The sequence below is a fragment of the Streptomyces tailanensis genome, assembly GCF_008386495.1.
Taxonomy (GTDB): Bacteria; Actinomycetota; Actinomycetes; order Streptomycetales; family Streptomycetaceae; genus Streptomyces; species Streptomyces tailanensis.
Genome location: NZ_VTHJ01000015.1, coordinates 118,505 through 131,131, shown reverse-complemented (window position 1 = coordinate 131,131; position 12,627 = coordinate 118,505). Strand labels below are relative to the sequence as shown.

10 protein-coding genes and 2 pseudogenes are annotated in these 12,627 nt (G+C 70.6%); 5 read left to right on the top strand and 7 right to left on the bottom strand.

The annotated features are described in order from the left end of the window. Nucleotides 1-12 precede the first annotated feature (12 nt). The 3 genes and pseudogenes from F3T56_RS15055 to F3T56_RS15045 form a co-directional block, all read left to right on the top strand. Complete coding sequence (locus F3T56_RS15055; protein WP_172638955.1) at nt 13-1,653, top strand: ABC transporter permease; 1,641 nt, start codon at nt 13-15, stop codon at nt 1,651-1,653. Then, complete coding sequence (locus tag F3T56_RS15050) at nt 1,654-2,700, top strand: ABC transporter ATP-binding protein (protein WP_172638954.1); 1,047 nt, start codon at nt 1,654-1,656, stop codon at nt 2,698-2,700. A 23-nt stretch (nt 2,701-2,723) separates the two neighbouring features. Then, nucleotides 2,724-3,231, top strand: a pseudogene (locus F3T56_RS15045) (maleylpyruvate isomerase N-terminal domain-containing protein); the annotation flags it as partial. A gap of 129 nt (nt 3,232-3,360) precedes the next feature. Here F3T56_RS15045 and F3T56_RS15040 read toward each other — a convergent pair. From F3T56_RS15040 to F3T56_RS15010, 7 genes are all read right to left on the bottom strand, one after another. After that, nucleotides 3,361-4,050: an LAETG motif-containing sortase-dependent surface protein gene (locus tag F3T56_RS15040; RefSeq protein ID WP_172638953.1), complete on the bottom strand. Its 690-nt coding sequence runs from the start codon at nt 4,048-4,050 to the stop codon at nt 3,361-3,363. Between the two features lie 149 nt (nt 4,051-4,199). Continuing rightward, entirely contained in the window at nt 4,200-5,324 is a 1,125-nt protein-coding gene (locus F3T56_RS15035; RefSeq protein WP_149825697.1) for an LOG family protein, read from the bottom strand. A 35-nt stretch (nt 5,325-5,359) separates the two neighbouring features. Next, on the bottom strand, nt 5,360-5,785 hold the full coding sequence (locus F3T56_RS15030; RefSeq protein ID WP_149825696.1) for a VOC family protein: 426 nt from the start codon (nt 5,783-5,785) through the stop codon (nt 5,360-5,362). A 137-nt stretch (nt 5,786-5,922) separates the two neighbouring features. Next, nucleotides 5,923-7,200: a hypothetical protein gene (locus tag F3T56_RS15025; protein WP_149825695.1), complete on the bottom strand. Its 1,278-nt coding sequence runs from the start codon at nt 7,198-7,200 to the stop codon at nt 5,923-5,925. Then, the gene (locus tag F3T56_RS15020; protein ID WP_149825694.1) at nt 7,182-7,943 is read right to left on the bottom strand and encodes an ABC transporter ATP-binding protein; all 762 of its coding nucleotides are present in this window, start codon (nt 7,941-7,943) and stop codon (nt 7,182-7,184) included. The genes F3T56_RS15025 and F3T56_RS15020 overlap by 19 nt, the downstream gene beginning before the upstream one ends. 250 nt (nt 7,944-8,193) lie before the next feature. Further along, nucleotides 8,194-9,558: an aspartate aminotransferase family protein gene (locus tag F3T56_RS15015; RefSeq protein WP_149825693.1), complete on the bottom strand. Its 1,365-nt coding sequence runs from the start codon at nt 9,556-9,558 to the stop codon at nt 8,194-8,196. Between the two features lie 19 nt (nt 9,559-9,577). Then, the gene (locus tag F3T56_RS15010) at nt 9,578-10,093 is read right to left on the bottom strand and encodes an Lrp/AsnC family transcriptional regulator (protein ID WP_172638952.1); all 516 of its coding nucleotides are present in this window, start codon (nt 10,091-10,093) and stop codon (nt 9,578-9,580) included. 173 nt (nt 10,094-10,266) lie between these two features. On the opposite strand from F3T56_RS15010, the gene F3T56_RS15005 reads away from it, so the two are divergent. Together F3T56_RS15005 and ppk2 are read left to right on the top strand one after the other, a co-directional pair. After that, nucleotides 10,267-11,706 carry a gamma-aminobutyraldehyde dehydrogenase gene (locus F3T56_RS15005; protein WP_149825691.1) on the top strand — a complete coding sequence of 480 codons (1,440 nt, stop codon included), beginning with the start codon at nt 10,267-10,269 and terminating at the stop codon, nt 11,704-11,706. A gap of 84 nt (nt 11,707-11,790) precedes the next feature. Next, a pseudogene (gene ppk2 / locus F3T56_RS15000) lies at nt 11,791-12,614 on the top strand (polyphosphate kinase 2). Nucleotides 12,615-12,627: the final 13 nt, after the last annotated feature.

The window sequence follows — 12,627 nt, the reverse complement described above, 5'->3', positions numbered from 1 at the left end:
AGGCCATCTCGCATGGCTTCCACGGGGAGCGCGGCGCGGCTCGGGCTCATGGTCCTGCCCGTCGCGTTCTTCGGGGTGTTCTTCGCCTATCCCGTCGCCGCGATCGTCGAGCGGGGGCTGCACGTCGACGGCGCCTGGCAGTTCGGGCGGATCGGGGAGGTGCTGGGGGATGCCGGGATCCGGCATGTGCTGTGGTTCACCACCTGGCAGGCGCTCGTCTCGACCGCGCTCACGCTGCTGATCGCGCTCCCCGGCGCGTATGTCTTCGCGCGCTTCGATTTCAGGGGCAAGGAGATCCTGCGGGCGGTCGTCACCGTGCCGTTCGTGCTGCCGACCGTGGTCGTCGGTACGGCGTTCCTGGCGCTGGTCGGGCGGGGCGGACTGTTCGACGAGCTGTGGGGCGTACGGCTGGACACGACGGTGTGGGCGATTCTGCTCGCGCATGTCTTCTTCAACTACGCGGTCGTCGTACGGACCGTCGGCGGGCTGTGGGCGCAGCTCGACCCCCGGCAGGAGGAGGCCGCGCGGATGCTCGGGGCGTCCCGATGGCGGGCCTGGCGGACGGTGACGCTGCCCGCGCTCGCGCCCGCCGTGGCCGCCGCCGCGCTGATGGTCTTCCTCTTCACCTTCACCTCGTTCGGTGTGGTGCAGATCCTCGGTGGGCCGACCTTCTCGACGCTCGAAGTGGAGATCTACCGGCAGACCTCGGAGATCTTCGATCTGGCGACGGCGGCCGTGCTGACGCTCGTGCAGTTCGTCGCGGTCGGGCTGATCCTCGCCGTGCACGCCTGGACCGTACGGCGGCGGGAGACCGCGCTGCGGCTGGTGGACGCGTCGCTCACGGCGCGCCGGCCGTGCGGGACGGGGCAGTGGGCGCTGCTGGCCGGGGTTCTTCTTACTGTCGTCGTGCTGATCCTGCTGCCGCTGGGCGTGCTGGTGGAACGGTCGTTTGATGCGTCCGGATCCGTGTTCGGCTACTACGAGGCGCTGACCAGCGACGACAGCGGGATCTTCTTGGTCGCGCCGATCGAGGCGGTCGGCAACTCCCTCACCTACGCCCTCGCGGCGACCGCCATCGCCCTCCTGATCGGTGGTCTCGCCGCGGCGGCCCTGACCCGGCGGGCCGGCCGTCTCGTCCGGGGATTCGACGCGCTGCTCATGCTGCCGCTCGGCGTCTCCGCGGTGACCGTCGGCTTCGGGTTCCTGATCGCGCTGGACGAGCCGCCGCTGGACCTGCGCGGTTCCTGGCTCCTGGTGCCGCTGGCCCAGGCCCTGGTCGGCGTCCCCTTCGTCGTACGGACCATGCTGCCCGTGCTGCGGGCGGTGGACGAGAGGCTGCGGGAGGCGGCGGCCGTGCTGGGGGCGTCGCCGTGGCGGGTGTGGCGCGAGGTCGATCTGCCGATGGTGCGGCGGGCGCTGCTGATCGCGGCCGGGTTCGCCTTCGCGGTGTCGCTCGGGGAGTTCGGGGCGACCGTGTTCATCGCACGGGCCGACAACCCCACGCTGCCGGTGGCCGTGGCGCGGTTGCTCGGGCGGCCGGGGGAGATCAACTACGGCCAGGCGATGGCCCTTTCGACGATTCTCATGGTGGTGTGCGCGGTGGCCCTGCTGGTGCTGGAGCGCCTGCGCACCGATCGCACGGGGGAGTTCTAGATGGTGTCGAGTGTGCTGCTGCGGATCGAGGACGCGACCGTACGATTCCGTGGGCGGCCCGCGCTCGACGCGGTCGATCTGGAGGTCGCCGAGAACGAGATCGTCTGTGTGCTGGGGCCGAGCGGCAGCGGCAAGTCCACGCTGCTGCGGGCGGTCGCCGGGCTCCAACTCCTCGACACCGGGCGGGTGTTGCTCGACGGACGGGACAACACCGCGGTGCCCGCGCACAAGCGGGACGTCGGCCTGATGTTCCAGGACCACCAGCTGTTCCCGCAGCGGGACGTGGGCGGCAACGTCGCCTTCGGGCTGCGGATGCACGGCGCCTCGAAGGCCGAACAGGCCGTGCGGGTGGGGGAGTTGCTGGAGCTGGTCGGGCTGCCGGGGGCGGCGCGCCGGGCCGTCGCGGCGCTCTCCGGCGGCGAGCAGCAGCGGGTCGCGCTGGCCCGGGCCCTCGCCCCGCGCCCCCGGCTGCTCATGCTCGACGAGCCCCTCGGTCAGCTGGACCGCTCGCTGCGGGAACGGCTCGTCGTCGAACTCCGGGAGCTGTTCGGCGAGTTGAGGACGACCGTCCTCGCGGTCACGCACGACCAGGGCGAGGCGTTCGCGCTGGCCGACCGGGTCGTGGTGATGCGCGACGGGCGGATCGCCCAGTCCGGTACGCCACTTGAGGTGTGGCAGCGGCCGGCGGACGAGTTCGTGGCGCGCTTCCTCGGCTTCGACAACGTGGTCGACGCGACCGTGACCGGACAGGCCGCCGACACCCCGTGGGGCAAGGTGCCGGTGCCCGAGGGCGCGCCACAGGGGCCGGGCGCGCTGCTGGTGCGGCCCGCGGGTGTACGGCTGGTCGACGCGGCCGCCGGGCTGCGGTGCACCGTGGCCGCACGCACCTTCCGGGGCACCCATGTCGCCGTACACCTCCAGCCCGAGGGCGCGCCGCGCCTGGAGGCGGCGTGCGCGCTGCGGGAGGCGCCCGCGCCAGGGGACGAGGTCGGGGTGGCCCTCGACGCGGCGGAAATCGTCGTGCTGGGGGGCGGTCCCGCCGCATAAGGTGCGGAATCATGGCCACGCAAATGCAAGAACCCCAGGCTCGGCACGACCGCTACTGCGACGAGATCGAGCTTCAGATACGGCAGTTGAGGGACATCGTGACCTCCGGCGCCGATCTGACCGCCACCGTCCCGACCTGCCCCGACTGGTCACTGGAACACCTCGTACGGCACACCGGCGGCGCCCTGCGCTGGGTCGAACTGAACGTACGGACCCGGGCGAAGGAGGAGGTGCCCGAGGAGGAAGTCCCGCTGTACGAGGGCCCCGAGGCGAAGGGGGACCCGGCCGCGCTGGACGCCTGGCTCGCGGGAGACCGGTGAAATGCTCGTCGCCACGCTGCGCGAGGCGGGGCCGAAGGCGCCGGTGTGGTCGTGGGGCTGGGAGCACACCGCGGGGTTCTGGGCCCGCCGGATGACCCATGAGCTGGTCGTACATCGGGCGGACGCGACGCTCGCCGCCAGGCTGCCGTACGAGGTGGCGCCGGACATCGCAGCGGACGCGATCGACGAGTGGCTGGAGATCGTCGAGTTCGTGCTGGCTGGAGCGGGCGACGTTCGGGTGAGCCGCCGATAGGTGCGTGTGGCCCGCACCTTGGTGCTGGACGAGCAGGTGCCCGTACCCCTCCGCGAGAGGCACGGGCACACGGCCGTACGACGTGGATCAGCGGGTGGAGGCCCCGCGGCGCCGCATGCTGTAGTACACGGCACCCGCGCCGAGCGCGACCAGGGCCGCTGCGAGCCCGGCGATCGGGCCGGTGTGGGAGGTGGCGCCGGTCTCGGCGAGGTTGGAGTCACTCTCGGGGGAGGAGATGTTGTTGTCGTTCCTGCCGGCCGGGGTGGTGCCCTGCGAGGCGGACGGGGAGGGGGACTTCTTGGCCTTCGAAGGCTCCTTGGAGGGCTCGTCCTCCGCGGGCTCCTCCGGGCTTTCCTCGGATGCCGGCGGGGTGTCCGCCTTCTCGCAGGCCTCGGCGGGAGCGGTCAGGATCGGCAGGTCCTCGTCGACGTACCCCTTCGCCTTGATGTGGACGCGGTACTCGGCGTTCGGCTCCCAGTCCTCGTCGAAGGTGATGGTGACACCCTCGGCGGTGGATTTCTTGATCGTCTGGCTGCCGACCATGCGCAGGTCCGCCCCGTTGTTCTCCAGGTAGACGGTGACCTCGGCCTTGATGCCCAGCGGGTCCACGTCGGTCACGCGGATGACCCCCTTGTCGTCGTCGCACTCAGCCACGGCGGAGAAGTCAGTGATGCTGCAGGCCACGGCGCTGCCCGCGACGCCGAGCACAAGTGCGGCGGAGGCGAGAACAACACCGAGGGAGCGCGAAGTTCGCGCGATGCTGGGAGATATGGACACGTTTGCCCTTCACGGGGAGCACAGGGGAGTGGGGGTGACGGAGGTGCCGCCTGAAAGCGGCTTCCCCATGTGCCTCACAGGTTTATAAGCGCGCCATAAGTACTGTCAATCCGAAGAGATGTGCGAGCAGTTGGCTTTTCGCGCAACCCTCACCCCCCGAGCCGCTCCAGGGCCTCCGGAGCCTCTTCGATCCGGTCCACCAGGGCGATCCGGGCCTCCATCGCACGGCCCCGGGCCAGGGACTGGAGGAGGGGCCAGGTCGGGAGCTTTTCCGTCCAGTGGGCGCGGTTCACCAGGACCATGGGCGTGGGTTCGCCGCGGGATTCGTAGTAGTTGGGCGTCGCGTTGTCGAAGATCTCCTGGACGGTGCCGGCGGCGCCGGGCAGGAAGACGATGCCCGTGTTGGAGCGGGCGAGGAGGCCGTCCTCGCGGGTGGCGTTGGCGAAGTACTTGGCGATGTGGGAGGCGAACGGGTTCGGCGGCTCGTGGCCGTAGAACCAGGTGGGGATGCCGACGGAGGTGCCGCCCTTCGGCCAGCGCGTGCGGACCTCGAAGGCCGCGCTCGCCCAGTCGGTGATCGACGGCGTGAACGTCGGTGCCTTGGCAAGGAGTTGGAGAGTGTCGGTGAGCATCTCGTCGTCGTACGGTGCCGCGTACGCCCCCAGGTTGGCCGCCTCCATCGCGCCCGGGCCGCCGCCGGTGGCGACCGTGAGACCCGAGCGGGCCAGGGCGCGGCCGAGGCGGGCGGCGCCCTCGTACGCCTCGGTGCCACGGGCCATCGCGTGGCCACCCATCACGCCCACCACCCGTGCGCCGGTGAGGAGTTCGTCGAGCGCGTCCGAGACCGAGTCGTCATGGACGGCGCGCAGCATCGAGGAGAAGACGTCGCGGTCGGCCTTGGTGCGCTGGAACCAGGCGTACGACAGGGCGTCCGGTGTCGCCTCGTAACCGCCCTCCGCCAGGGACGCGAAGAGCTCGTCGGGCGAGTACACGAGGCCGCGGTACGGGTCGAAGGGCAGGCCGGGGACGGGCGGGAAGACCAGGGCGCCGTCCGCGCGGACCTTCGCCGCGGCGTGCTCCCGCATGGAGCAGCCGAGGAAGACGGCGCCCGCCGTATCCGTGGCGAGCAACTCCCTTGTACGGTCCGTCAGATCGACGGCCTGGACGCGGAATCCGGAGAGCGTGCCGCGCGCCGAGACGGTCGCGTCGAACTCCTCCAGCGTCTCGATCTCCTGGTCACCGTGGTGGGCCGCATGGGCGGGCATTATCTGCACCCGCCCATGCTAGGCACAGCATGTGCGGCCGGTGTTCAGCCCTCGATCGCCGCCGGGTTCATCCATACGACCTCCCAGGTGTGGCCGTCGAGGTCGTCGAAGGCGCGGCCGTACATGAAGTCCGGCATGTCCTGGACCTTGTCCGAGGCGGTGCCGCCGGCGGCGACCGCCTTCTCGACCAGCTCGTCCACCTTCTCGCGGCTCTCCGCGCTCAGCGCGATCATCACCTCGCTGGTGCGCGTGGCGTCCGCGATCTCCTTCTTGGTGAAGGTCGCGTAGAACGGCTTGGTGAGCAGCATCGCGAAGATGGTGTCGCTGATCACGACCGAGGCGGCGTTCTCATCGCTGAACTGGGGGTTGATCGCGTACCCGAGCTCCGTGAAGAACTTCTTCGAGGCGTCGAGGTCGTTCACAGGCAGGTTCACGAAGATCATCTGCTGGTACGGCTGGCTCTGGCTCATGGCGAGGTCTCTCCCGTAGATATTCGGTCCGTCATCGGTGTCGGTCCGTTCGAGGGATAGACCGGGGGCCGTCGCGGAACTCATCGCCCCGCGCCGAATTTTTTCTACGAGTTTTCCGGCGGCCTCCGGACGGGCGGTCACGCGGCCATCGGCAGCGCCGCCAGCTCCGCGACGGTCCAGGTCAGCGGGCCGAAGACGGCGAGCAGGGCGCCCGCGCGGAGCAGGGCCGCCCGGCGGGGCAGGGTGCTGGGCGCCCCCAGTCGCAGCAGCACGGCCGTGGTGTCGGCGTGCGCCCTGCGGGCCTCGACGGCGGCTGTCGCGAGGGTGAGGACGGTGCAGCCGGCCACGACGAGCGCGCCCAGCAGGGTGAGCGGGCCGACCGTGGGACGTGCGCCGGAGGACAGCGACACCATGGCGTACGCCCCCGAGGCCACCGCGCACACCACCCCGAGCGGCCGCCCGATCCGCCGGGCCTCCGCCTGGAGGATCCGCCCGGCGAGCAGCCGCAGCGCGCCCGGCTCCACGGCCTCGAGCAGCCGCCCGCACAGATGGGTGAGCCCGGGTCCGGCGAGGATCAGCCCCAGCGCGGTGAGCAGCCAGCCGGCGAGGACTCCGGCGGGGCTGTCGGCGAAGCCACCGGGGAGGGTGAGGCCGGAGCCGGGGTCGGACTGACCGGCGTACGCCTCGACGGCGAGACCGACGGCGAGGACGGCGATGCCCCAGGGGAGGCCGCCGGGGGCGGGGCGCGGGGCCGGCGCCACGGCGGGGACCTGCGGTTCCTCGGCGGGCGGCTCTTCCCCCTCGTACCTCGTCGCACCGGCCGGTGACGCGGCCCGCCTGCGGATGTCGAAGGTGTCGTACGCCGTGAAGCGCGTCCGGAGTCCGGCGGGCCGGGGGGACCGGGTGTCCTTCGGGCGCAGGACCAGGGCCGTCGTCACGGAGGCGACGACCGGCACCAGGGAGAGGAGGGTGAGGGCGGCCGGCAGGGGCAGCGGCTGTCCGGCGGCGAGGACGTCGGCGGCGGCGCCGTCGAACGGCATGCCGGTCAGGTCGCCGCGCAGATGGAGGAAGAACAGCAGGGCGAGCAGGGAGCCGAGGGTGGTGGACAGGGCCGTCGTCACCGCCGAGACGGCCATCAGCCGGCCGGGGCCGAGGCCGATGGCGGAGAGGCCGGGGCGCGGGCGGGTGCCGGGGTCGGTGCGGGCGACCGTCACCGCGAAGTACACGGTGGCGGCGGCGGGCGCGGCGCACCAGACCAGGCGGAGCGCCGAGCCGGCGGGGGCGTGCGGGTGGGACAGGGCGTGCCCGAGGGCGCACAGCAGCAGAAAGCCCGTGCCGCCGGAGGCCGCGGTGACCAGCAGACGGCGGACCTGGACGACCGGGTGGGCCCGGCGGGCTAGACGGAGAGCGAGCACGCGGCCCGGCCTCCTCCCTCGGCGGCGGCCCGGCCTTCCCCGTCGGCGGCGGAGGGCAGGCGGACGGTCTTCACGCAGCGCCCGTCGAGCAGGGACACCGTGCGGTCGGCGAGGGAGGCGATCTCGGTGTCGTGGGTGGCGAGGACGACCGTGATGTCGTGCGAGCGGGCCGCCGTGGTGAGGGTGCGCAGCACATGGGCGTGTTCCGTGCGGTGCAACGCGGCGGTCGGCTCGTCCGCGAAGAGCACGGTGGGGGTGGCGACCAGCGCGCGGGCGACGACCACGCGCTGGCGCTCGGACTGCAGGAGGGTGTGCGGGCGCTTGCGGGCCGAGGAGCCGATGTCGAGGCGCTCCAGCCACTCCAGGGCGGCGGTCCTGGCGGCCCGGCGGCCGGTGCCGCGCAGCATCAGCGGCAGGGCCGTGTTCTCCCAGACGTTCAGCTCGGGGACGAGGACCGGCTCTGGGTCGATCCAGCCGAAGCGGTCGCGGCGCAGTCGCTCCCGGGTGACGGGGCCCATGGTGTGCACCGGGGTGCTGTTGAACCACACCTCGCCCTGCCGTGGCACCAACTGCCCCGACAGACAGCGCAGGAGCGTGGTTTTGCCGCTGCCGCGCGGGCCGGTGACGGCGAGGATCTCGCCGTCCCGGACGCCCAGCGACACGCCTTGCAGCGCGGGCGAGCCGTCGTGCGCGTAGGTCAGACCACGTGCCCAGAGCACGTCGTTGTCCGGCGGGGCCACCATGGGCGTACACCTCGGTTCGGATCAGGAATTGCCGGGGGGGAGTCCCCCGTCCGGGGGAACGAAGGCAGGGCCGATCGGTTACAGGGCACGCTAGGCAGGCAGGGTGGCGGGGGTCGGACAGCACACGGCCCGGAACGCACCCATCTCACTCGTACGGGTGCATCCCGGGCCGTTTCAAACACCGAGCACGTCAGAGGGGCGCCATGAGAGGGGGCGCCATCAGAGGAGCGCCATCAAACGCCGAGCGCCTTCAGAGGAGCGTCCACGCCTCCGTCAGGGTCGCGCGGAGGATCTGCTCGATCTCGTCGAAGGTCGACTGGTCGGAGATCAGCGGCGGGGCGAGCTGGACGACCGGGTCGCCGCGGTCGTCGGCGCGGCAGTAGAGGCCGTTCTCGAACAGCTTCTTCGACAGGAAGCCGTAGAGGATCCGCTCGGTCTCGTCGGCGTCGAAGCTCTCCTTCGTGGCCTTGTCCTTGACCAGCTCGATTCCGTAGAAGTAGCCGTTGCCGCGGACGTCGCCGACGATCGGCAGGTCGTACAGCTTCTCCAGGGTCGCGCGGAACGCGGCCTCGTTGTCGAGGACGTGCTGGTTGAGGCCCTCGCGCTCGAACAAGTCAAGATTGGCTAGGCCGACGGCCGCGGAGACCGGGTGGCCGCCGAAGGTGTAGCCGTGCAGGAAGGTGTTGTCGCCCTTGTAGAAGGGCTCGGCTATGCGGTCGGAGATGACGCACGCGCCTATCGGGGAGTAGCCCGAGGTCATGCCCTTGGCGCAGGTGATCATGTCCGGGACATAGCCGAACTTGTCGCAGGCGAACATCGTGCCGAGCCGGCCGAAGGCGCAGATGACCTCGTCCGACACCAGCAGCACGTCGTACTGGTCGCAGATCTCGCGCACCCGCCGGAAGTAGCCGGGCGGGGGCGGGAAGCAGCCGCCGGCGTTCTGCACCGGCTCCAGGAAGACCGCGGCGACCGTGTCCGGGCCCTCGAAGAGGATCTGCTGTTCGATCTGGTCGGCGGCCCAGCGGCCGAAGGCCTCCGGGTCGTCGCCGAAGAGCGGCGCCCGGTAGATGTTGGTGTTCGGCACCTTGTGCGCGCCCGGGACGAGCGGCTCGAAGGGGGCCTTCAGAGCGGGCAGGCCGGTGATGGACAGGGCGCCCTGCGGGGTGCCGTGGTAGGCGACCGCCCGTGAGATGACCTTGTACTTGGTCGGCTTGCCCTTGAGTTTGAAGTACTGCTTGGCGAGCTTCCACGCGGTCTCGACCGCCTCGCCGCCGCCGGTGGTGAAGAAGACCTTGTTCAGGTCGCCGGGCGCGTAGGAGGCGATACGTTCCGCCAGTTCGACGGCCTTCGGGTGGGCGTAGGACCACACCGGGAAGAAGGCCAGCTCCTGTGCCTGCTTGGACGCGGTCTCCGCGAGCTCGGTGCGGCCGTGGCCCGCCTGGACCACGAACAGCCCCGCGAGACCGTCGAGATACCGCTTGCCCTTGTCGTCGTAGATGTACGTGCCCTCGCCCCGGACGATCGTGGGGACCGGGGAGTTCTCGTACGAGGACATGCGGGTGAAGTGCATCCACAGGTGGTCGTACGCGGTCTGGCTGAGGTCCTTGGGGCTCACGGTTATCGCGTCCTCATGGTTATCGGGTTCCCCACATGTAGGTCTGCTTCTTCAGCTTCAGATAGACGAAGCTCTCGGTGGACCGCACGCCGGGCAGGGTCCGGATGCGTTTGTTGATCACTTCCAGGAGGTGGTCGTCGTCCTCGCAGACGACCTCCACCATCAGGTCGAAGGAGCCCGCGGTGATCACGATGTACTCGACCTCCTGCATGGCCGTCAGCGCGTCCGCCACGGGATCGAGGTCGCCGTCGACGTTGATGCCGAGCATCGCCTGACGCCGGAAGCCCACGGTGAGCGGGTCGGTGACGGCGACGATCTGCATCACGCCCTGGTCGAGCAGCTTCTGGACGCGCTGGCGCACGGCCGCCTCGGAGAGGCCGACGGCCTTGCCGATCGCGGCGTACGGCCGGCGGCCGTCCTCCTGGAGCTGTTCGACGATGGCGAGGGAGACGGCGTCCAGCTGAGGGCCGCCGTTCCTGGACTCCTTCGAGTCCCTCTGCTCTGCGCTTCTACTGGCCACGACCTCACTGTGCACGACGTCTCGACAGTTCCGCAAGGCCAGATCGATGAAATTCGTTGTTTGCGGGCTCGTAGCTTGCGGATTTCGCAGTGGTGGGGGTGTCGGGGGTGTTGAAAACGTGGGGCTGCGGACTAGGGTGGTGTCTCAAGGAATGGACACCCAGGACACCCACATCTGGAGGGTCGGCAGTGAGCACCGAGCTGCGTCGTCTGCGCAACTACATCGATGGCGAATTCCGTGACGCCGTCGACGGACGGACCACCGAGGTGGTCAACCCCGCGACGGGCGAGGCCTACGCGACCGCGCCCCTGTCCGGCCAGGCCGACGTCGACGCGGCGATGGCCGCCGCCGAGGCCGCGTTCCCCGCCTGGCGGGACACGACCCCGGCCGAGCGGCAGAAGGCCCTGCTGAAGATCGCCGACGCGTTCGAGGAGCGGGCCGAGGAACTCATCGCGGCCGAGGTGGAGAACACGGGCAAGCCGATCGGGCTCACCCGCTCCGAGGAGATCCCGCCGATGGTCGACCAGATCCGCTTCTTCGCGGGCGCCGCGCGGATGCTGGAGGGGCGGAGCGCCGGCGAGTACATGGAGGGGATGACCTCGATCGTCCGCCGTGAGCCGGTCGGCGTCTGCGCGCAGGTGGCGCCGTGGAACTACCCGATGATGATGGCGGTCTGGAAGTTCGCGCCGGCCATCGCGGCGGGCAACACGGTCGTACTGAAGCCGTCGGACACGACCCCCGCGTCGACCGTTCTGATCGCGGAGATCATCGGCTCGATCCTGCCGAAGGGTGTCTTCAACGTCATCACGGGCGACCGGGACACCGGGCGTCTGATGGTCGAGCACTCGGTCCCGGCCATGGCGTCCATCACCGGTTCCGTGCGGGCCGGTATGTCGGTCGCCGAGTCCGCGTCCAAGGACCTCAAGCGGGTCCACCTGGAGCTGGGCGGCAAGGCGCCGGTCGTCGTCTTCGAGGACACCGACATCCCCAAGGCCGTCGAGGACATCTCGGTGGCGGGCTTCTTCAACGCCGGGCAGGACTGTACGGCCGCGACGCGCGTCCTCGTCCACGAGTCCATCCACGACGAGTTCGTGGCGGCGCTCGCCAAGGCCGCCGCCGAGACGAAGACCGGGCAGCCGGACGACGAGGACGTGCTGTACGGGCCGCTCAACAACCCCAACCAGCTCAAGCAGGTCAGCGGCTTCATCGAGCGGCTGCCCGCGCACGCCAAGGTCGAGACCGGGGGACACCAGGTCGGTGAGAAGGGGTACTTCTATGCGCCGACCGTCGTGTCCGGGCTGAAGCAGGACGACGAGATCATCCAGAAGGAGGTCTTCGGGCCGGTCATCACGGTCCAGTCGTTCGCCGACGAGGCCCAGGCCGTGGGCTGGGCGAACGGCGTCGACTACGCCCTCGCGTCGTCGGTGTGGACAAAGGACCACGCCCGGGCGATGCGGATGTCCAAGGCGCTGGACTTCGGATGCGTGTGGATCAACACCCACATCCCGCTGGTCGCGGAGATGCCGCACGGCGGCTTCAAGAAGTCCGGCTACGGCAAGGACCTTTCGGGGTACGGCTTCGACGACTACACGCGGATCAAGCATGTGATGACGTCGCTGGACGGGTAGCACCCGCTCCGCGGGGAACCGTAAACGGGCACGGCTCCGCGCCCCTTCGGGGCGCGGGGTGGTGCGTTGGGTCGTGGAGGCGGCGTGGCCGGCAAGACGGTGGCGAAGGTGCCGCGGGCGGTGTATGAGAGGGAACTGCTGCGGCTGCAGACGGAGTTGGTGAAGCTGCAGGAGTGGGTGCGGGCGGAGGGGGCCCGGCTCGTGGTGGTGTTCGAGGGGCGGGACGCGGCGGGCAAGGGCGGCACGATCAAGCGGGTCGCGGAGCATCTCAACCCCCGTGTCGCCCGGATCGCCGCGCTGCCCGAGCCGACCGAGCGCGAGCGCACCCAGCGGTGCTTCCGGCGGTACGTGGAGCATCTGCCGGTCGCCGGGGAGATCATGCTGTTCGACCGGTCCTGGGCTGCGTGTCATTAGCCGCTGCGCGGCGGGTCGGGGTCGAGCAAGTGATGGGCTTCTGTACGAAGGAGGAGCACCAGCTCTTCCTGCGCCAGTGCCCGATCTTCGAGCGGATGCTGGTGGAGGACGGGATCCTGCTGCGCTAGTACTGGTTCTCGGTGAGCGACACCGAACAGCAGGAGCGATTCCGCAAGCGGCTGGAGTACCCGCTGCGGCGCTGGAAGCTGTCGCCGATGGACCTGGAGTCCCTCACCCGCTGGGAGGCGTACTCCCGGGCCAAGGACGAGATGGTGGTGCACACCGACATCACCGAGGCCCCGTGGTACGTCGTGGAGAGCGACGACAAACGGCGGGCCAGGCTGAACATGATCGCCCACCTGCTGGACTCCGTGCCGTACCACGAGGTCCCGCCGCCGGTCCTGGAGCTGCCCACGCGCCCGCCGTCGACCGGCTACCAGCGCCCGCCGCGTGATCTGCAGACCTACGTCCCCGACCACGCGGCGCGCCTCTGAGCGGCCGGTCGCC

Excerpts from the sequence above, each read along its gene's own strand:
- F3T56_RS15050 (WP_172638954.1), top strand. The coding sequence starts at position 1,654 with ATGGTGTCGAGTGTGCTGCTGCGGATCGAGGACGCGACCGTACGATTC.
- F3T56_RS15020 (WP_149825694.1), bottom strand. The coding sequence starts at position 7,943 with ATGGTGGCCCCGCCGGACAACGACGTGCTCTGGGCACGTGGTCTGACC.
- F3T56_RS15055 (WP_172638955.1), top strand. The coding sequence starts at position 13 with ATGGCTTCCACGGGGAGCGCGGCGCGGCTCGGGCTCATGGTCCTGCCC.
- F3T56_RS15030 (WP_149825696.1), bottom strand. The coding sequence starts at position 5,785 with ATGAGCCAGAGCCAGCCGTACCAGCAGATGATCTTCGTGAACCTGCCT.